General features: G+C 63.1%; 21 protein-coding genes. 15 read left to right on the top strand and 6 right to left on the bottom strand.

The window, feature by feature from the left end; translation table 11 throughout:
- Entirely contained in the window at window positions 1-504 is a 504-nt protein-coding gene (locus NKJ90_RS13520; protein WP_023758938.1) for an invasion associated locus B family protein, read from the top strand.
- A 161-nt stretch (window positions 505-665) separates the two neighbouring features.
- Here NKJ90_RS13520 and NKJ90_RS13515 read toward each other — a convergent pair whose 3' ends face one another.
- A complete protein-coding gene (locus tag NKJ90_RS13515) occupies window positions 666-965 on the bottom strand; it encodes a hypothetical protein (RefSeq protein ID WP_023758939.1) in 300 nt (99 codons plus the stop codon).
- Window positions 966-1,234: 269 nt separating this feature from the next.
- Here NKJ90_RS13515 and rlmN point away from each other — a divergent pair, with 269 nt between their 5' ends.
- Genes rlmN through NKJ90_RS13500 form a run of 3 tightly spaced genes read left to right on the top strand, consistent with a single transcriptional unit; the run spans window position 1,235 to window position 3,413 of the window.
- The gene (rlmN, locus tag NKJ90_RS13510) at window positions 1,235-2,470 is read left to right on the top strand and encodes a dual-specificity RNA methyltransferase RlmN (RefSeq protein ID WP_023758940.1); all 1,236 of its coding nucleotides are present in this window, start codon (window positions 1,235-1,237) and stop codon (window positions 2,468-2,470) included.
- Window positions 2,467-2,934, top strand: coding sequence for a hypothetical protein (locus tag NKJ90_RS13505; protein ID WP_023758941.1), 468 nt, complete (start codon window positions 2,467-2,469; stop codon window positions 2,932-2,934). Before rlmN ends, NKJ90_RS13505 begins: the two co-directional genes overlap by 4 nt.
- Entirely contained in the window at window positions 2,931-3,413 is a 483-nt protein-coding gene (locus NKJ90_RS13500) for a hypothetical protein (RefSeq protein ID WP_023758942.1), read from the top strand. Before NKJ90_RS13505 ends, NKJ90_RS13500 begins: the two co-directional genes overlap by 4 nt.
- Here NKJ90_RS13500 and NKJ90_RS13495 read toward each other — a convergent pair.
- Window positions 3,385-4,026 (bottom strand): LysE family translocator, encoded by a 642-nt coding sequence (locus tag NKJ90_RS13495; protein ID WP_023758943.1) that lies wholly within the window; start codon window positions 4,024-4,026, stop codon window positions 3,385-3,387. The genes NKJ90_RS13500 and NKJ90_RS13495 overlap by 29 nt on opposite strands.
- Before the next feature lie 203 nt (window positions 4,027-4,229).
- Between NKJ90_RS13495 and NKJ90_RS13490 the strand changes: the two genes are divergently transcribed.
- Window positions 4,230-5,453: an argininosuccinate synthase gene (locus NKJ90_RS13490; RefSeq protein ID WP_352486145.1), complete on the top strand. Its 1,224-nt coding sequence runs from the start codon at window positions 4,230-4,232 to the stop codon at window positions 5,451-5,453.
- A 176-nt stretch (window positions 5,454-5,629) separates the two neighbouring features.
- On the opposite strand, the gene NKJ90_RS13485 is transcribed toward NKJ90_RS13490, so the two are convergent.
- On the bottom strand, window positions 5,630-6,427 hold the full coding sequence (locus NKJ90_RS13485; protein ID WP_023758945.1) for a lytic murein transglycosylase: 798 nt from the start codon (window positions 6,425-6,427) through the stop codon (window positions 5,630-5,632).
- Between the two features lie 319 nt (window positions 6,428-6,746).
- Here NKJ90_RS13485 and NKJ90_RS13480 point away from each other — a divergent pair, with 319 nt between their 5' ends.
- The 6 genes from NKJ90_RS13480 to rpsP all read left to right on the top strand — a co-directional run bounded on the left by NKJ90_RS13480 (window position 6,747) and on the right by rpsP (window position 12,432).
- A complete protein-coding gene (locus NKJ90_RS13480; protein ID WP_023758946.1) occupies window positions 6,747-7,844 on the top strand; it encodes a zinc-binding metallopeptidase family protein in 1,098 nt (365 codons plus the stop codon).
- 62 nt (window positions 7,845-7,906) lie between these two features.
- A complete protein-coding gene (locus NKJ90_RS13475; protein ID WP_023758947.1) occupies window positions 7,907-8,506 on the top strand; it encodes a DUF1236 domain-containing protein in 600 nt (199 codons plus the stop codon).
- Window positions 8,507-8,793: 287 nt separating this feature from the next.
- Entirely contained in the window at window positions 8,794-9,750 is a 957-nt protein-coding gene (locus NKJ90_RS13470) for a CPBP family intramembrane glutamic endopeptidase (protein WP_023758948.1), read from the top strand.
- 285 nt (window positions 9,751-10,035) lie between these two features.
- Entirely contained in the window at window positions 10,036-11,628 is a 1,593-nt protein-coding gene (gene ffh / locus NKJ90_RS13465; RefSeq protein ID WP_023758949.1) for a signal recognition particle protein, read from the top strand.
- Between the two features lie 7 nt (window positions 11,629-11,635).
- Window positions 11,636-11,977 carry a chorismate mutase gene (locus NKJ90_RS13460; RefSeq protein WP_023758950.1) on the top strand — a complete coding sequence of 114 codons (342 nt, stop codon included), beginning with the start codon at window positions 11,636-11,638 and terminating at the stop codon, window positions 11,975-11,977.
- A gap of 53 nt (window positions 11,978-12,030) precedes the next feature.
- On the top strand, window positions 12,031-12,432 hold the full coding sequence (rpsP, locus tag NKJ90_RS13455; protein ID WP_352486144.1) for a 30S ribosomal protein S16: 402 nt from the start codon (window positions 12,031-12,033) through the stop codon (window positions 12,430-12,432).
- A gap of 83 nt (window positions 12,433-12,515) precedes the next feature.
- On the opposite strand, the gene NKJ90_RS13450 is transcribed toward rpsP, so the two are convergent.
- On the bottom strand, window positions 12,516-12,779 hold the full coding sequence (locus tag NKJ90_RS13450; RefSeq protein WP_023758952.1) for a YMGG-like glycine zipper-containing protein: 264 nt from the start codon (window positions 12,777-12,779) through the stop codon (window positions 12,516-12,518).
- Window positions 12,780-13,062: 283 nt separating this feature from the next.
- Between NKJ90_RS13450 and NKJ90_RS13445 the strand changes: the two genes are divergently transcribed.
- The 3 genes from NKJ90_RS13445 (at window position 13,063) to NKJ90_RS13435 (ending at window position 14,243) form a co-directional block, all read left to right on the top strand.
- Entirely contained in the window at window positions 13,063-13,476 is a 414-nt protein-coding gene (locus NKJ90_RS13445) for an ACT domain-containing protein (RefSeq protein ID WP_023758953.1), read from the top strand.
- Between the two features lie 62 nt (window positions 13,477-13,538).
- Window positions 13,539-13,808 (top strand): type II toxin-antitoxin system prevent-host-death family antitoxin, encoded by a 270-nt coding sequence (locus tag NKJ90_RS13440; RefSeq protein WP_023758954.1) that lies wholly within the window; start codon window positions 13,539-13,541, stop codon window positions 13,806-13,808.
- Between the two features lie 3 nt (window positions 13,809-13,811).
- A complete protein-coding gene (locus NKJ90_RS13435; RefSeq protein ID WP_023758955.1) occupies window positions 13,812-14,243 on the top strand; it encodes a type II toxin-antitoxin system PemK/MazF family toxin in 432 nt (143 codons plus the stop codon).
- Between the two features lie 174 nt (window positions 14,244-14,417).
- Here the strand turns inward: NKJ90_RS13435 and NKJ90_RS13430 are convergent, their stop codons facing one another.
- Window positions 14,418-15,452, bottom strand: a complete 1,035-nt coding sequence (locus tag NKJ90_RS13430; protein ID WP_023758956.1) for an aspartate-semialdehyde dehydrogenase — start codon at window positions 15,450-15,452, stop codon at window positions 14,418-14,420.
- A gap of 106 nt (window positions 15,453-15,558) precedes the next feature.
- Entirely contained in the window at window positions 15,559-15,690 is a 132-nt protein-coding gene (locus NKJ90_RS13425; protein WP_280948948.1) for a hypothetical protein, read from the bottom strand.
- A 197-nt stretch (window positions 15,691-15,887) separates the two neighbouring features.
- Between NKJ90_RS13425 and NKJ90_RS13420 the strand changes: the two genes are divergently transcribed.
- A complete protein-coding gene (locus NKJ90_RS13420; protein WP_023758957.1) occupies window positions 15,888-17,762 on the top strand; it encodes a DEAD/DEAH box helicase in 1,875 nt (624 codons plus the stop codon).
- Window positions 17,763-17,781 lie beyond the last annotated feature (19 nt).

Genomic DNA, 17,781 nt, shown 5'->3' with positions numbered 1-17,781 from the left:
ATGCGCGGATTGATTGCTATAGTTTCGAGCCTGGTCCTGGTCGCCGCGGCAGCGCCGGCACTGGCTCAGTCGGCGACCAAGATCGGCCAGCACAATGCCTGGGGCACCTACAGCTACCAGGCATCGGGCGGCAAGGTCTGCTATGTCCTGACCGTGCCGACCGACAAGCAGCCGCCGACGCTCGACCATGGCGACATGTTCTTCTTCGTCAGCCAGCGGCCCGGCCAGCAAGTGTCCTACGAGCCGCAATTCATCGCCGGCTACAATTTCCAGGAAGGCTCCAAGGCCACCGTCACCATCGACAAGAAGTCGTTCTCGATGTTCACGCGCGGCAAGTCGGCCTGGGTCGAGAACGCCGCCGAGGAGCCGGTGCTGATCGCCGCCATGAAGACCGGCACCGATATGAAGGTGACGGCGAAGTCCGGCCGCGGCAACCCGACCTCCTATGTCTTCTCGCTGAAGGGCATTTCGGCTGCGCTGACGTCGATCGCCAAGTGCAAATAGGCTGGCGCCCACCCCGATAGCCTATGGCGCAATAGCGAAGACCGGCTCCCCGAGGCCGGACATCAGCGCTTTAGATCAAAGGCCCGGCGGGGGATTTGGACCCCGCATCGGAATGACCCGCCGGCGTGTGCCGGCGGGTCTCGATCTTGACGGGTTCAGTCTTACATGGCCATTTTTTCACATTCGGCCTGAGCCTTTTTGGTCGACGTATCGATCATATACGCTTTGCCCTTGGCATCGGTCATCATCATCATGCAGTGCTTGATCGGCTTTGCCATCTTCATCATCTCGGCCGCCATCTTCGCATCCGGCTTCATGGTGCCCATGTGCCCATCCGGCATGATCGCCGTCACCTCTCCGCTCTTCATCATGGTCATTGTGCCCATCGCGTCTTCGGCAAATGCCTGCGAGGCGGAAAGGCCGACGAGGCCGGCAATGAGGGCTAGCTTGATAGAGTTCATTCTGCGTACTCCCATTTTGTAGAGGCAAAGTTGCCCCATTCAGATTTCGAAGGCGCGATGGGAATCGTTACGCAAACACGATCATGTGATCGTTTCCTTGCAGCGGGAGGACAGGGCAAGGTTGCCAGATAGCCGCAGCGGGCCTTCGACCTGCATCCATGGGTTTGGACTCCCACCGCATGACTCTGCCCCCAACCTGTGCTATGCGCCGCGCTTCATGCCGGCACGATAAGTGAAATCGGCCGCAAACCGCTTATATCTGTGCAACCATGACCCTTTCATTCGATCTCACCACCGAAGGCGCCCGTGACGCGTTGCGTGCCCGTGCGGCACTGCCCGAAAAACAGTCGCTGATCGGCCTGACGCGCACTGAGCTCGGCGAGGCGCTTGTCACTTCGGGAACCGTGCCGGAGCGCCAGGCCAGGATGCGGGCCCAGCAGCTCTGGCACTGGATGTATGTGCGCGGTGTCTCCGACTTCGCCGGCATGTTCAACATCTCCAAGGATTTGCGCGCCGAACTGGACAAGCACTTCACCATCGCCAGGCCCGAGATCGTCGAGGAACAGATTTCTTCGGACGGCACGCGCAAATGGCTGTTCCGCTTTCCGCCGCGCGGCGCCGGCCGGCCGGTCGAGATCGAGACCGTCTATATTCCCGAGGAAGGCCGCGGCACGCTCTGCATCTCCTCGCAGGTCGGCTGCACGCTGACCTGCTCGTTCTGCCATACCGGCACGCAGAAGCTGGTGCGCAATCTGACGGCTGAGGAAATCCTTGCGCAGTTACTCACAGCGCGCGACCGGCTCGGCGATTTTCCCGACCGCGACACGCCCGACGGCGCCATCGTGCCGGCCGAGGGCCGCAAAGTCTCCAACGTCGTGATGATGGGCATGGGCGAGCCGCTCTACAATTTCGAGGCGGTGAAGAAGGCCCTGCTGATCGCCTCCGACGGCGATGGCCTGTCGCTGTCCAAACGGCGCATCACGCTGTCGACTTCCGGCGTCGTGCCGGAAATTTTCCGCACCGGCGAGGAGATCGGCGTCATGCTGGCGATCTCGCTGCACGCCACCAATGACGATCTGCGCGACCTGCTGGTGCCGATCAACAAGAAGTATCCGCTGAAGGACCTGATCGCCGCCTGCCGCGCCTATCCCGGCCTGTCCAACGCCAAGCGCATCACCTTCGAATATGTGATGCTGAAGGACGTCAACGATTCCATCGAGGACGCAAAAGGCCTGATCAAGCTGCTCAAGGGTATTCCGGCCAAGATCAACCTGATCCCGTTCAACCCGTGGCCGGGCACCAACTACCAGTGCTCGGACTGGGAGACGATCGAGAAATTCGCCGACTACATCAACAATGCCGGCTATGCCTCGCCGATCCGCACGCCGCGCGGCCGCGACATCCTCGCCGCCTGCGGCCAGCTCAAGTCGGACTCCGAACGCATGCGCAAAGTCGACCGACTGGCGCTGGAGGCCATGATGATCGCGGGGCACGGCGAGGCGTGAGCCGCCGTCTCGCCTGGCTGAAGCGCCTCGCCACGATGGCAGTCGGCTATTTCGCCGCTGTGCTGACCTCGATCCTGGTCCCCGTGCTGCTGATCGCTCTTCTGGAAGGTATAGAAGACGGCAACTGGTCCATCATCTTCGCCTTCGACTGGCTGGGTTCTTTCCCGCTCGCGGTGTTGACCGTGATGGTCGCAGCGCTGCTGATCGTCGGCCCCGCGCTCTTTGTCGCCGAACGGCTGTCGCTTCGGGGCTGGTTCTACTTCGCCGCTACGGGTGCGATCACGTCGATCGCCTTTGGCGTATCCATGCCGCGCTCGGCCGGCAGCTTTGTCTTCAATCCGGGTTTTCTCGGGTTTCTGGCCACAGCCGGCATTGCCGCCGGGTCGGTCTACTGGCTTCTGGCCGGGCGCAAGTCCGGCATGCCCAGGGATTCAGGCCGAGATTGGGGCCGGGATTTGGGATGACCCGTCTCCTCGGCTATCTCCTCCGTTTCGCCGCGATCCTGTTCGGCTATGCCGTCGCCTCGCTGGCGGCGAGCGCGTTCCTCAACGTCCTGTTCCTGGCATCTTTGGGTTACACGCCGGAGCACGCTCAGCCGACGGCGACGGCTTCGCTGTATTTCTCAATTCCCTTCGTCGCCCTGTTCGTCGCCTATTTCGCCCTGATGCCGGCTTGCGTCGTCATCCTGGTCGCCGAAATCCTCGGCCGGCGCGACTGGCTGTTCTATGCGCTGGCGGGCGCCGTGGTTGCGGCCGTATTCCTCGGCCTTGTAGACCACAGCGGCGACACCACCTTCGCCTTTACCCACACCAGCGCCATCATGGCGGTGATTGGCGGCGGCATGGTCGGCGGCATCTTCTATTGGCTCAGCGCAGGGCGCTGGGCCGGAAGCTGGTGGAAGGACGAGAACGCCCCTACTTCGCCTGGGCCGTCAGGATCTTGAGCGCAAAGGCGGAGAACACGCCGGCAAAGAGATAATCGACCACTCGCGTCACGCGCGGGCTGGCCTTCATCGCCGCCGAGAACTTTTCCGCCGCCAGCACCATCGGCACGGTCACCGGGATCGCCAGCACGATGAACATCGTGCCCAGGAAAAACAGCTTTCCCGGCGCGTTCGGGTCATGCGCGGAGACGAACTGCGGCAGGAAGGTCATGAAGAACAGGATGATCTTCGGGTTGAGCAGATTGACGCCAAGACCCGCGGCCCAGCTGCGCAACAGCGAAATCTCGGGGCCTGTCTTCTTCTCCGGCGAAAAGGCCGAGCCCCTGGTGACCGCCTGCCAGGCCAGGAAGACGAGATAGCCGGCGCCAAAGATCTTCAGCACGAAGAAGGCCATCGGCGAAGCGACGATCAGCGCCGAGACGCCGACTACCACCAGCGTGGTGTGGATCAGCGTGCCGCACAGCGCACCGGCCATCGAGGCAAAGCCGGTGGCGCGCCCCTGGCTCAGCGTCCGCGAGACGAACAAGGTCATGTCCGGCCCCGGCGTGATCGCCAGGATGACGGTGGCGATGGCAAACTGGATCAGCGTGGCGGTGTCTGGAATGAACGACATGGTTGGCCCTTTGGCAAGAACATGCATGCCTATAGAGGATGCAGCCCCTCACAGCCAGCGGCTGGGCGGCAAAGGGCTGATCCAGCGCTTCTCAATCGGCTGTCCTGATGCGACCTTGTTTCGCCGCACGCCCTTCATCTCTTGCGCAGCCCGGAAACTGCGTGATACCTCGCCCGCCAGGAACTCAGTCGCGGAACCGCCAAATGTCAAAAGCCAAAGACGTCAAGAAAGTCGTGCTCGCCTATTCCGGCGGCCTCGACACATCCATCATCCTGAAATGGCTGCAGACCGAACTCGGCGCCGAGGTCGTGACCTTCACCGCCGATCTCGGCCAGGGCGGCGAACTCGAGCCGGCCCGCCGCAAGGCCGAGATGATGGGCATCAAGGACATTCGCGTCGTCGACGTGCGCGAGGAGTTCGTCTCGGACTTCGTCTTTCCGATGTTCCGCGCCAACACCGTCTATGAAGGCACCTATCTGCTCGGAACCTCGATAGCGCGGCCGCTGATCTCCAAGCATCTGGTCGAGATCGCCAGGGAGACAGGCGCCGACGCGATTGCGCACGGCGCCACCGGCAAGGGTAACGACCAGGTTCGCTTCGAACTCTCGGCCTATGCGCTCAACCCCGACATCAAGGTCATCGCGCCGTGGCGCGACTGGTCGTTCAAGTCGCGCACCGACCTGATCAATTTCGCCGAACAGCACCAGATCCCGGTGCCCAAGGACAAGAAGGGCGACGCCCCGTTCTCGGTCGATGCCAATCTCCTGCACTCCTCTTCCGAGGGCAAGGTGCTGGAAGACCCATGGACCGAGCCGCCGGAATTTGTCCACCAGCGCACCGTTTCGCCGATGGATGCGCCGGACAAGGTCACCGAGATCGAGATCGAGTTCCTCAAGGGCGATCCGATCGCACTCAACGGCAAGAAGCTGTCGCCGGCAACCATGCTGGCAGCCCTCAACGATCTCGGCCGCGACAACGGTATCGGCCGGCTCGACCTCGTCGAAAACCGCTTCGTCGGCATGAAGTCGCGCGGTGTCTACGAAACGCCCGGCGGCACCATCCTTATATCAGCGCACCGCGCTATCGAGTCGATCACGCTCGACCGCGGTGCCGCCCACCTCAAGGACGAGTTCATGCCGCGCTACGCCGAGCTGATCTACAACGGCTTCTGGTTCGCACCCGAGCGGCTGATGCTGCAGGCGATGATCGACAAGAGCCAGGAAGACGTCGAAGGCACCGTGCGGCTGAAGCTCTACAAGGGCAACGTCATGATCACCGGCCGCAAGTCCAGGAAGACGCTCTATTCCGATGCGCTGGTCACTTTCGAGGACGACCGTGGCGCCTACGACCAGAAGGACGCCGCCGGCTTCATCCGCCTCAACGCGCTGCGGCTCAGGACGCTCGCGGCGCGCAACCGCAAGGGGTGACCTTCAACCTGCCGCCTCGAGCAAACCCGGCGTCCCTGCCGGGCCCGATTGTCGGCAAGGCGCTGCCCCTCGTCGCCTTGCCGCGCACTTCTCCTGTATAGCGACGGGTTCAAACTGAAGTGATTGCCGCAGGAGGCCCGGCGCATGGCCGGGCCTCTTGTCGAAGATGCCAGTTCTCAGTCGCCGTCTATCGCCGTGGCGATGCGGGCGATGGCCTGCTGATAGACGCTCGCGGAATTCCAGCCGGCGATCGCGCCGATATTCGACTGCGCACTGGCTCCGGCCCGCCAGCCATGACCCTTGAGGAAGTTGGCGGTGGACGCCAACGCGGTGGCCTTGTCGCGCAGGTTTCCGCCGCCGACACCGTACTTCAAGACATTTCCAGGCAGGAACTGCGTGTGGCCAATCTCGCCATGGGCAGCGCCGACCGACGAGGCTGTCAACGCCCCACGATCAACCAGCTTCAGGGCTGCAATGGCATGCGGGTAAAAGAATTCCGGGCGGCGGCAATCATAGGCAAGCGTCAAAATTGCCGAGACCGTATTCTGGTTGCCCATGGCGGAGCCGAAGCCGGTCTCCATGCCCCAAATGGCGAGCAACACACCCGGCGACACGCCGTAGTTCGCCTCGATCTTGTCGAACAGCGCCGCGTTCGCCTTCTTCAGTGCGCGGCCCTTGGAAATGATCGCGGACCCGCCACGGCGTTTCATGAAATCGTCCACCGAGCCGCTGAAGGCCTTGTGGATGCCCCGGTCGACTGAGATCGTCTTTGTTGCGTAGGTCGCGCCGGCCAGGGCGGCCAGACCCCTGGCTCCCACACCTTCGGACTTGGCCTGCGCAGCGAACTCCGGCTTCCAAGCCTCGAAGCCGGCGCCGGTCTTGCCGCAGCTGGCTCCCGCCTGCGCGCCCGTTGCCAGCGCAAGCACCGACACCACGGCTGCTGCAAACATCTTTCCCTTGGCAAGAAATGCCATGTTGTTCTCCTGGTTGCCTGAATCACGTCCCAATTGCGAACTTGCCAGCGAAACACGACCTTGTCACTGTCGCCGCTGCATTGCTGGCGAATGCCGTGGAATTTGCCTACGATCAAGTGATTATTGTGGCAAGCGGCCCCAAAAGAAGGCGTCGATATCGTGATCATCGGCGCCGGCTCGGTGGGTATTAACACAGCCAGGGCCATGCTGGCGGCGGGCATCTTGCGGCGAATAGCCTCGATATATGGAACGCCGGTGGGCGGTCCGCGTTGGGCACCTGCCGCCCTGAATATGCTGGCTCTGAAGGTTAGAGACCGACATGAAACTCTTCGACTGTCCGCATTGCGGCCATCGCCTCTATTTCGAGAACGCCCAGTGCCTGAACTGCGGCAGTCTCGTGCTCTACGATCCGGAGCACGCCCGTTTTGCGCTGTCGGATCTCGACGGCGTCTTCCAGTGCACCAATGCCGACGAATGCGCCTGCAACTGGATGGCCGAGCGCGGACAGGGTTTTTGCCGCGCCTGCGTACTGAACCAATTGATCCCTGATCTTTCCGTCGACGGCAACCGCCGCCGCTGGATCCGCGTCGAGGCGGCGAAGAAGCGTGCCATTTATTCGCTGCTGGCCTTCGGACTGCCGGTTGCGCCCAAGCTGAGCCCTGCCGACGAGGTCGGGCTGGCCTTCGACTTTCTCGCCGATCCGATCGGCGGCGGGCCCGGCGGCGAGCGCATCCTGACCGGCCACGACAATGGCCTGATCACGCTCAACGTCGCCGAGGCGGATTCAGCCGAGCGCGAGAAGCGGCGCGTCGAGATGGGCGAGAACTATCGCACCTTGCTCGGCCATTTCCGTCACGAACTTGGCCATTACTACTGGGACCGCCTGATCCGCGACGATCCGCGGAGGCTGGAAGCGTTCCGGGCGCTGTTTGGCGATGAGCGCCCCGACTACGAACAGGCGTTGAAGTCGTATTATGCCAATGGCGCCGCGCCCGACTGGCAGCAAGGCCATATCTCGGCCTATGCCACCTCGCACCCATGGGAGGATTGGGCCGAGACATGGGCCCACCATCTGCATATCACCGACACGCTGGAGATGGTCCACGCGCTGAACTTCCCGCTCGGCCGGCTGGAGACGGTGGAAGCCAACGATTTGCCGCGGGGCGATATCGGCGGCGAGCTGCAAGCGGCACCTTCGGAGCCGGCGACCGCGCCCGAGCCTTTCGAAAAGATCCTCGCCCGCTGGCTGGTGCTGTCTGAAGCTTCCAATTCGATCAACCGCTGCATGGGCCTGCCCGATCTCTACCCTTTCGTCATTTCGGACATGACGGCACGGAAACTGGTCTTCGTTCACGAACTTCTGACCGATTTGCCGAAAGAAAAGGGAACAAATCGTGAGTTGGCGCAGGCCTTTTAGCGGGAACGCATGCGCCGCTGATCCGTTTTCGCAGGCGAGGGACCATGAAACGGAGAAAAGCCATGAAATCCCTACTGTTTCCGGCGGTCGCCGGAATGCTGACCGTGATGTCGGGCACCGCGTTTGCCGACACCGCCGTCTCCGCGGTTACCGATCTCAACGTCCGCGCCGGGCCCGGCCCGCAATATCCTGTCATTGGCGTGCTTGCCGCCGGCCAGTCGGCGACGCTCAATGGCTGCATCGAAAACAGCAAATGGTGCACCATCGCCGAGGCCGGCGGCCAGGGCTGGGTTTATTCCGACTATGTGACGACTAATTCCGGCGGCAGCCGCGTGGTACTGACGCAACGCCGTTCCAGCGTTGCCGTCGTCTCGCCCCCGGACGACATTGGCGACTATTCGACCGATTATACCGGCGCGATCATTGCCAGCGATCCGGTCGTGGATGAATTTCCCCCGCCTCCCGCCGAGGTTCGGACCTATGTCGACACACATCGCCTCGATCCAGTCTATCTTGAAGGCGAGGTGGTGACCGGTGCGATCTTGCCGGACACCGTCGAGCTGCGCGAAATCCCGAACTACGACTATCGCTACGTCTACGTGAACGGCCAGCGGGCGCTGATCGACCCGCAGACGCGGCGCATCATGTACGTGGTACGCTGACAGAGAATTGCATAGGCGGCCGCAACCTTGGCGGTCGCCTGACTGCCAGGCAGAGCAGTGCTGCCACGCGGGACATCTATGGACATGTTGCGATCTCCGAGACGCGAATGCTTCTCTTGCGAAAACGATTCCGATTTTCTCGGCCCCCGGCTAGAGCAATTCCAGGAAGTATGACGCGGTTTTCCGTCCGGAATTGCGTCAAAACATAGAGTTAGAGCGGTTCGCCGTTTTCGTGAAACGGTGAAATGCTCTAGATCAACAGGCAATGAATTCGGCGAGGAACCAGCGTGACGATCGATTCGGCCGCCTTCGAACGCTATCGGCGCTCACCCAACACCAGGACGACCTTGCCGCGCCTGTTCCTGGGAACCGCGATAATCATCCTGTTCTGGGCCGCAACGACGATGGCCGTGCTGTTCGGCGGCATCTATGCGTTCTTTGCCTGGCAGGCCGGTGCGGCGACGCCATCCGGCGTGCATGGGTTTCTCTCCTCGCCCCTCGGCATCCTCACCGCGCTTGCGTCGTTTGCCGGCATCTGGATCGGCCTGTGGATCGCCATGCGCTGGGTCCACCGCGAGAAGCTCTCGGCGCTGCTCGGCGTCAGCCGCCGCGTGTCGCGATCGGACTTTCTCAAGGGGTTGATTGCGGTGCTGATCACCTCTCTTGTCTCCGAGATCCTGCTCTATCTCTTGCAGCCCGAGATCGCGCGCGGTCCGATCAGCCTGTCATCCTGGCTGCTGTTTGCAATGCCGATCGTCGCGCTCACCTGGCTGCAGACATCTTCGGAAGAGATGCTGTTCCGCGGCTATCTGCTGCGGGGCCTGGCCAACCGGTTCAGCAGCCCGTACATCTGGGCGCTGCTGCCGGCCCTGCTGTTCACCGCGCTGCATTGGAGCCCCAGCTCATCCGCCGCCATCAACGCCTGCGTTCTCGCCTCGATCGCCGCTTTCGCGCTGCTGCTGACCGTTGTCGTCTATGCCACCGGCAATCTCGGCGCCGCCCTCGGTGCTCATCTCGGCAACAATCTGACCGGCTTCCTGCTGATCTCGCATCAGGAGAGCTACAATTCCTTCGCCCTGTTCAACGCCAAGCCGCTCGAAGGGCCGGGCTGGACGACAGCTGATGCAGTGCTCATCGCCTTCATCGGAATCGGCTGCAGCCTGCTGACGATCGTGCTGCTTTTGCATCCGCGCTCGCCGCTCAGGGTTGCCGCCGAGCTTCCGGATAGAGCAAGCTCGGCCTGATTGCAGCCCGGGGTACAACGCGAAACTGCGCTTGTCTTGACTCTGGCGCCGATTTCCTGTCTACACTCCCGAATTCCGCGACGAGTATCCCTCCGAGCAAGCCGACCAGGACGCCGAAACCTCTTCGAGGTGAAGTGCTGTAAATCGATCCTGGAGGCCAACACCCGGCAGCGCTGAGCGCCCCCGGGTGCGTTTTGGTTTTGGCTTTTGCTCGCCACGAGACTTGGACACTTGGCGCGAACGCATTACCTCTCGGGCACCGCTTGCCTGGGAAAAGGAAAAAGAATGTTTGAATCGCTTCAGGAGCGTCTTGGCTCCATCCTGAACGGCCTCACCGGCCGCGGTGCCCTGTCCGAGGCGGATGTCTCGGCAGCACTGCGCGAGGTGCGCCGTGCGCTGCTCGAGGCAGACGTGGCGCTGGAAGTGGTGCGCTCGTTCACCGACAAGGTGCGCGAGAAGGCCGTCGGCGCCGCCGTTGTGAAATCGATCAAGCCCGGCCAGATGGTCGTCAAGATCGTCCATGACGAGCTGGTCGACATGCTCGGCGCCGAGGGCGTCGCCGTCGATCTCAATGCACCGGCACCGGTCGTCATCATGATGGTCGGCCTGCAGGGTTCCGGCAAGACGACCACTTCGGCCAAGATCGCCAAGCGCCTTTCCGAGCGTCAGAACAAGAAGGTCCTGATGGCCTCGCTCGACACCCGGCGGCCTGCCGCGCAGGAGCAGCTTCGTCAGCTCGGCGAACAGGTCAAGGTCGCCACGCTGCCGATCATCGACGGCCAGTCGCCGGTCGACATCGCGCGCCGCGCCGTGCAGGCGGCCAAGCTCGGCGGCCACGACGTCGTCATCCTCGACACTGCCGGCCGCACCCATATCGACGAGCCGCTGATGGTCGAGATGGCCGACATCAAGAAGGTGTCGAGCCCGCACGAGATCCTGCTGGTCGCCGACTCGCTGACCGGCCAGGACGCCGTCAATCTGGCCAAGAGCTTCGACCAACGCGTCGGCATCACCGGCCTGGTGCTGACCCGCATGGATGGCGACGGTCGCGGCGGCGCGGCACTTTCGATGCGCGCCGTCACCGGCAAGCCGATCAAGCTGATCGGCACCGGCGAAAAGATGGACGGGCTGGAGGAATTCCACCCCAAGCGCATAGCCGACCGCATTCTCGGCATGGGCGACATTGTCTCGCTCGTCGAGAAGGCCGCCGAAAACATCGATGCCGAACAGGCGGCGGCGATGGCCAAGAAGATGCAGTCGGGCAAGTTCGACCTGAACGACCTCGCCAGCCAGCTTCAGCAGATGTCGAAGATGGGTGGCATGGGCGGCATCATGGGCATGATGCCCGGCATGGGCAAGATGAAGGACCAGATGGCTGCCGCCGGTCTCGACGACAAGATGTTCGGCCGCCAGCTCGCCATCATCTCGTCGATGACCAAGGCCGAGCGCGCCAACCCCGATTTGCTCAAGCATTCGCGCAAGAAGCGCATCGCCGCCGGTTCCGGCACCGACGCGGCCGAAATCAACAAGCTGCTCAAGATGCACCGCGGCATGGCCGACATGATGAAGGCGATGGGCGGCAAGGGCAAAGGCGGCGGCCTGATGCGCGGCATGATGGGTGGCCTCGCCTCCAAGATGGGCCTCGGCGGCATGATGCCGGGCGGCATGGGCGGCATGATGGGCGGCGGCATGCCGGACCTGTCGAAGATGGACCCCAAGCAGCTCGAGGCCTTGCAGAAGCAAGCGCAGGCATCCGGTCTTGGCGGCATGAAAGGGCTTCCCGGTGGTGGTGGTCTGCCCGGGCTGCCCGGCGGCATGAAACTTCCCGGTCTGCCCGGAATGGGCGGCGGGTTGCCTGGCCTCGGCAAGAAGAAGTGAGGACGTCATGAACGAAGAAAAGGACATGGCCGACGCACGCACCATCCTGGCCGACTATCGCGCCTCGATCGACAACATCGACGCGGCACTCATCCACATGCTGGCCGAGCGCTTCCGCTGCACCAAGGCGGTCGGCGTACTCAAAGCGACGCATGGCCTGCCGCCGGCCGACCCGGCGCGCGAGCAGCAGCAGATTGCCCGGCTTCGCCAGCTGGCGAAGGATGCCCATCTCGACCCGGATTTCGCGGAAAAATTCCTCAACTTCGTCGTCCGCGAAGTGATCCGCCACCATGAACAGATCGCCGCTTCGAACGGTGGCGAAACAAAGACCTCGCTGCCAACGGCGTGACGAAAACCAACTGAAACCCGATCAACGAACTGAGAATTTTTAGGAGAATAGAAATGCCCTTGAAGATCCGACTGGCCCGCGCTGGCTCAAAGAAGCGTCCTTACTATCACGTCGTCATCGCCGACGCCCGTTCGCCGCGTGACGGCCGGTTCATCGAGTCGATCGGCTCGTGGAACCCGCTGCTGCCCAAGGACGGCGAACGCGTCAAGGTCGACGCCGAACGCGTCAAGCATTGGCTGGCGCATGGCGCCCAGCCGACCGATCGCGTGCTGCGCTTCCTCGACGAGGCCGGACTCGTCAAGCGCGAAGCCCGCGCCAATCCGAAGAAGGCCGAGCCGGGCAAGAAGGCGCAGGAACGCGCTGCCCTTCTGAAGAAGGCGCAGGAAGACGCGGCAGCCGCTGCCGCGGCCGCCACTGCTGCACCGGCCGAGGCGGAAGCCGCCACCGCCGAATAAATATTGCCATATCGCATCCAGGAAAACGGCGGGCGAAGGCCCGCCGTTTTGCTATGTCGACATCACTTTGCGAACGCGGCCTATCAATATCCGCGTGGGCAGCGGTCGATGTAGACGCGGCCATAACGATCGCGGTAGCGGCATTCGCCCCGTTCGCTCGCCCGGCCGATCAACGCACCGGCAACAGCGCCGACAGCGCCGCCGACCACCGCGCCCTGAACCGGATTGTTGGCGACCGCCGCACCGACGGCAGCACCACCCAATCCGCCGACAGCCGCGCCCTTTTCCGTTTGCGAACAAGCGGCGAGCGGCACCAGCAAGGCCATCAAAAGCATCGTTTTCTTCATTGTCGTTCCTCTCCAGGTAGGAGCCGCCTCCTCCGCCGAGCAAATACCTAACTCGCAACTGGCCGATTTGATCCAAAGGAGATTGCCGGCGAAGGGCTAGCTTTCCAGCAGGCAGCGGAGCTTCGATTGCGGCCGGCCTTCCAATGTAAACGCCATGCGGGATATCGCTTATCGGCTGAGCCGGATCAGCGCGCGCACCCCGCGCAGTGTCGGAGTGGCTATCGTCACCCTTCGCGGGTGGATATTGAGGGACGTCGCGGCCCGTATCCATCGAGAGGAAAGAATGACCGGCGAAACCGATCTGAAGACACTGCTGGGATCGATGACGCCGGAACTGCTCGCCGGCACCTATGTCTTCGCCACGCTCGCGCCCGGCGTCGCGCAGCCGCGAGGCCTCGACCCGGTGATGGTGTTCCGCGAGCGCGAGGGAACGACGCTGATCGTGACCGAGGAGGCGGCCAGCGCAGCCGGCCTGACCGCTTCGTTCCGCTGCCGGATGCTGACGCTGAACATCCATTCGTCGCTGGAAGCCGTCGGCTTCCTCGCCGCCGTCACCACCCGCCTGGCCGCCGCCGGCATGGGCGTCAATCCTGTCTCAGCCTTCTACCACGACCATCTTTTCGTCCCCGCCGACCGGGCGGAGGAAGCGCTGGAGCTGTTGGTGAATTGGACAAGGGAAGGGGCGGCTGAACTTTGACAGCACCCCAAAAGTCGCGTAAATTACGTCAATAACGTAACTTACGCGATTTAGGATGGACCATGCGTGAAGTTCCCACCACCGAATTCACCCGTAATTTCGGGCGCTACCGGGAGATCGTGCAGCGTGAGCCGGTCGCCGTGATGAGTCACGGGAGGCCAACCGGCTATTTCGTTTCGGCTGTCGAGTATGAAGAGCTGCAGCACTACAAGAACCTAGCCCGGCAATCATTTGCGACCAAGGATCTGCAGCGCGAGGAAGTGGAAGCTATCGCCGGCGGCCGCATGTCATCGGAACACGATCATCTCAATGCCTTGATGAATCCCAAGTAAGGCATGCCGCTTCCCGACCCGCAACTCGGCCTCGTGATCTCCTACGCGTATTTGTGGCATCATGAGCAGCAAGCCGGACAGGATGAAGGGCGGAAAGATCGCCCTTGCGTGATCGTTCTCGCCGTCGAGCGCGGTGCCGACGGCCTGATCGTGACGGTGGTGCCAATCACGCATGTATCGCCAGCAGACCCATCGCTGGCGATCGAGCTGCCACCAGCCGTCAAAGGTCACTTGGGTCTGGACGGCGAGCGCTCATGGGTGATGCTCCACGAAGGCAATCGTTTTGTATGGCCAGGCTATGACCTACGTCCCGTACCACGCTCCACCGATCGCTACGACTACGGCCTGCTGCCGCCACGGCTGTTTTCGTTGATGGTGGAGCGCTTCAAGACGATCTGGGAAACCGGGCAAGGCCGTCAGGTGCCGCGCGACTGACCGTTACGGATGGCAACGCCGATCGGTCAGCGAAGGACATTTCGAAGAGCCCCGCTTGGCGCCGCATTCCGGCCAAAGGCCGAGCCCGCGACGGCGGGCCGCCGGTCTTCCGGCGCCCCCGCGGAGGGCCGCCGGGGCAGCGGCGATACGGCCCGTGAGCGAAACTGATGACCGTCAGGCAGCCTTCTTCTTCGGCTGGATCAGGCCGCGCTCGACCAAAAGCTCGGCAATCTGCACGGCGTTGAGCGCCGCGCCCTTGCGCAGATTGTCGGAGACGATCCACATCGACAGGCCGTTGTCGATGGTCGAATCCTCACGGATGCGCGAGATGAAGGTGGCGTCCTCGCCGGCCGATTCCAACGGCGTGATGTAGCCGCCATCCTCGCGCTTGTCCAAGACCTGGCAGCCCGGGGCCTCTCGAAGAATATCCCGCGCCTCGTCGGCGGTGATCGGCTTTTCGAACTCGATGTTGACCGCTTCCGAATGGCCGATGAACACCGGCACACGCACGCAGGTCGCCGTCAGCTTGATCTTGGGGTCGAGCATCTTCTTCGTCTCGGCCACCATCTTCCACTCTTCCTTGGTGAAACCATCGTCGAGGAAGACGTCGATGTGCGGGATGACGTTGAAGGCGATGCGCTTGGTGAACTTCTTGACGTCGACGGTGTCGGCGACGAACACGGCGCGCGTCTGCGTGAACAGCTCGTCCATGCCTTCCTTGCCGGCGCCCGACACCGACTGGTAGGTGGCGACGACGACGCGCTTGATGATAGCGAAGTCGTGCAGCGGCTTTAGCGCCACCACCAGCTGCGCCGTCGAGCAGTTCGGGTTGGCGATGATGTTCTTGCGCGTGAACAGCGAGATCGCGTCGGGGTTCACTTCCGGCACGATCAGCGGCACGTCCTGGTCGTAGCGGAAGGCCGACGAATTGTCGATGACGACGCAGCCCTGCTTGCCGATCTTCGGCGACCATTCCTTGGAGACGTTGCCGCCGGCCGACATGATGCAGATGTCGGTGTCGGAAAAATCATACTGGTCGAGCGACTTGACCTTCAGCGTGCGATCGCCGAACGACACTTCGGTGCCCTGGCTGCGCCGCGAGGCCAGCGCCACGACTTCGCTTACCGGAAAGCCGCGCTCTTCCAGTATGTTGAGCATTTCCCGGCCCACATTGCCCGTGGCACCGACGATCGCTACCTTGAAACTCATTAGAAATCTCCTGTCCCTCTCCGCTTGGCTTTTGGAGAAACCCGCTGGCCGATGCGGGTTCCGTCCCCCGGGCCGGACCCGGGAGAGGGTGGTTAGGCCAAGGGAGTCACACCGTTTTGGTGGTGGTTTTGGCCATAGTTTTGCTGGAACGGGAAGACGCGCCGACGCGCCCGGCCCAATGATGTGCATTGCGGCCAGGGAGGTCGAATGCAAGAAACGCCATCAAAAGGCCGCGCATCGAAACTATCCTGTTCGGTGCCGGCTTTTACGCGGTTTGCGTCAAGAGTCAATTGCCGAGCGACCTCGGTTTCCCGCGCACCCTGTACAATCGCGGCTGCGCGAAGTACGAACAGCCAAGATTGTTTTGGCTGGCGCTAGGTCGGCCCCGGCATGTGCTCCATGATGAGCGCAGACCCTAAATTCCGAAAGAGTGAGATGTCCAATTTCGTAGCACTTGTCCCAGCGCTTGCCAGGGCGCTGGAAAAACGCGGCTATTCCGAGCTGACCCCGGTACAGAAGGCGGTTGTTGCCCCCGAACTCGGCCAGGCCGATGCGCTGGTTTCCGCGCAGACCGGCTCCGGCAAGACGGTGGCCTTCGGCCTTGCCCTGGCGCCGACCTTGCTTGACGGCGCGGAGCGCTTTGGCCACGCCGCGGCACCGCTGGCGCTGGCCGTGGCGCCGACGCGCGAACTGGCGCTGCAGGTGACGCGCGAGCTTGAGTGGCTCTACGAGCTGACCGGCGCCACGGTGGCGTCCTGCGTCGGCGGCATGGACATGCGCTCGGAGAGGCGTGTGCTGGAGCGCGGCGCCCATATCGTCGTCGGCACGCCCGGCCGGCTGCGCGACCACATCACGCGGCACTCGCTCGACATGTCGGCGCTGAAGGCAGTGGTGCTCGACGAGGCCGACGAGATGCTCGATCTCGGCTTTCGCGAGGACCTCGAATTCATCCTCGACGCCGCACCGGCCGAGCGCCGCACGCTGATGTTCTCGGCCACCGTGCCGCGCTCCATCGCCACGCTCGCGCAAGGATATCAGCGCGATGCCGTGCGCATTTCAGCCGCCGGCGAGGAAAAGCAGCATCTCGACATCGAATACCGGGCGCTGAGCGTCGCCCAGCCCGACCGGGAAAATGCCATCATCAACGTGCTGCGTTTCTACGAGGCGAAAAACGCGCTGGTGTTTTGCAACACGCGCGCCGCCGTCAACCATCTGACCGCGCGCTTCAACAACCGCAATTTTTCGGTCGTGGCGCTGTCCGGCGAGCTCAGCCAGAACGAACGCAGCCATGCCTTGCAGGCGATGCGCGACGGCCGCGCAAAAGTCTGCATCGCCACCGACGTCGCGGCGCGCGGCATCGACCTGCCCAACCTCGAACTGGTCGTCCATGCCGACCTGCCGACCAATCCGGAAACGCTGCTGCACCGCAGCGGTCGCACCGGCCGCGCCGGGCGCAAGGGCGTCAGCGCGCTGATCGTGCCCAACAGTGCCCGCAAGCGCACCGAGCGGCTGTTGCAGAACGCCGGCCTCAAGGCGACATGGGCAAGCCCGCCTTCGGCCGACGACGTGATACGGCGCGACGACGAACGCATCATTGCCGATCCGGTCTTCGACGAATCGGTGAAGCAGGACGAGCGCGGTTTCATCGACGCGCTGCTCGCCAAACATGGCGCCGAACAGGTGGCCGCCGCTTTCGTGCGCCAGTGCCGCGCCAGCCGATCGGCGCCTGAGGACCTCATCGAAATCGCGCCGTTCACGCCATCGCGTGAAAGACCGGCGGGCGAAGGTTTCGCACGCCGCGACGAGGCACCCAGCCGCCGCGACGATTTCGGTGCCAGCGTCTGGTTCTCGCTGTCGATCGGGCGCCGGCAGAATGCCGAACCGCGTTGGTTGATCCCGATGCTGTGCCGCACCGGCAGCATAAGCAAGCGCGAGATCGGCGCCATCAAGATGCAACCGGATGAAACCTTCGTGCAGATCGCGGCGGACTGGGCCGACCGCTTCCTGGCGGCGATCGGTCCCGACCGCAAACTGCAAAACAACATCATTGTGAAGCGGTTGGACGGCACGCCCGATTTGTCGCGTGCCGGCTACCAGGCGCCAAGCCCCGACAAGAAACCGCATCGCGGCAAGGCGCCGTTCGATCCCAACGCGCCGAAGCGCAAGTTCGAAAAGCGCGCACCGGCTTCAGCCGATCAGCGCCCGGCAGCCGCGCACGAGACAAAGCCTTGGGCGAAGAAGCCGGGTAAGCCGAAGTTCGAAAACACCGGCGCGCCGAAGCACAAGAAGGCGAAGAAGCGGCCTTCATAAGATCGCAAGCAGCTTCATT

The organism is Mesorhizobium sp. M0051 (assembly GCF_040323235.1).
GTDB lineage: Bacteria > Pseudomonadota > Alphaproteobacteria > Rhizobiales > Rhizobiaceae > Mesorhizobium.
This window is presented reverse-complemented; position numbering and strand designations above follow the sequence as displayed.

Coding starts and splice junctions, on each gene's coding strand:
- NKJ90_RS13520 (WP_023758938.1), top strand. CDS start 1: ATGCGCGGATTGATTGCTATAGTTTCGAGCCTGGTCCTGGTCGCCGCG.
- NKJ90_RS13515 (WP_023758939.1), bottom strand. CDS start 965: ATGAACTCTATCAAGCTAGCCCTCATTGCCGGCCTCGTCGGCCTTTCC.
- rlmN (WP_023758940.1), top strand. CDS start 1,235: ATGACCCTTTCATTCGATCTCACCACCGAAGGCGCCCGTGACGCGTTG.
- NKJ90_RS13500 (WP_023758942.1), top strand. CDS start 2,931: ATGACCCGTCTCCTCGGCTATCTCCTCCGTTTCGCCGCGATCCTGTTC.
- NKJ90_RS13495 (WP_023758943.1), bottom strand. CDS start 4,026: ATGTCGTTCATTCCAGACACCGCCACGCTGATCCAGTTTGCCATCGCC.
- NKJ90_RS13490 (WP_352486145.1), top strand. CDS start 4,230: ATGTCAAAAGCCAAAGACGTCAAGAAAGTCGTGCTCGCCTATTCCGGC.
- NKJ90_RS13485 (WP_023758945.1), bottom strand. CDS start 6,427: ATGGCATTTCTTGCCAAGGGAAAGATGTTTGCAGCAGCCGTGGTGTCG.
- NKJ90_RS13480 (WP_023758946.1), top strand. CDS start 6,747: ATGAAACTCTTCGACTGTCCGCATTGCGGCCATCGCCTCTATTTCGAG.
- NKJ90_RS13475 (WP_023758947.1), top strand. CDS start 7,907: ATGAAATCCCTACTGTTTCCGGCGGTCGCCGGAATGCTGACCGTGATG.
- ffh (WP_023758949.1), top strand. CDS start 10,036: ATGTTTGAATCGCTTCAGGAGCGTCTTGGCTCCATCCTGAACGGCCTC.
- NKJ90_RS13460 (WP_023758950.1), top strand. CDS start 11,636: ATGAACGAAGAAAAGGACATGGCCGACGCACGCACCATCCTGGCCGAC.
- rpsP (WP_352486144.1), top strand. CDS start 12,031: ATGCCCTTGAAGATCCGACTGGCCCGCGCTGGCTCAAAGAAGCGTCCT.
- NKJ90_RS13450 (WP_023758952.1), bottom strand. CDS start 12,779: ATGAAGAAAACGATGCTTTTGATGGCCTTGCTGGTGCCGCTCGCCGCT.
- NKJ90_RS13445 (WP_023758953.1), top strand. CDS start 13,063: ATGACCGGCGAAACCGATCTGAAGACACTGCTGGGATCGATGACGCCG.
- NKJ90_RS13440 (WP_023758954.1), top strand. CDS start 13,539: ATGCGTGAAGTTCCCACCACCGAATTCACCCGTAATTTCGGGCGCTAC.
- NKJ90_RS13435 (WP_023758955.1), top strand. CDS start 13,812: ATGCCGCTTCCCGACCCGCAACTCGGCCTCGTGATCTCCTACGCGTAT.
- NKJ90_RS13430 (WP_023758956.1), bottom strand. CDS start 15,452: ATGAGTTTCAAGGTAGCGATCGTCGGTGCCACGGGCAATGTGGGCCGG.
- NKJ90_RS13425 (WP_280948948.1), bottom strand. CDS start 15,690: ATGCGCGGCCTTTTGATGGCGTTTCTTGCATTCGACCTCCCTGGCCGC.
- NKJ90_RS13420 (WP_023758957.1), top strand. CDS start 15,888: ATGTCCAATTTCGTAGCACTTGTCCCAGCGCTTGCCAGGGCGCTGGAA.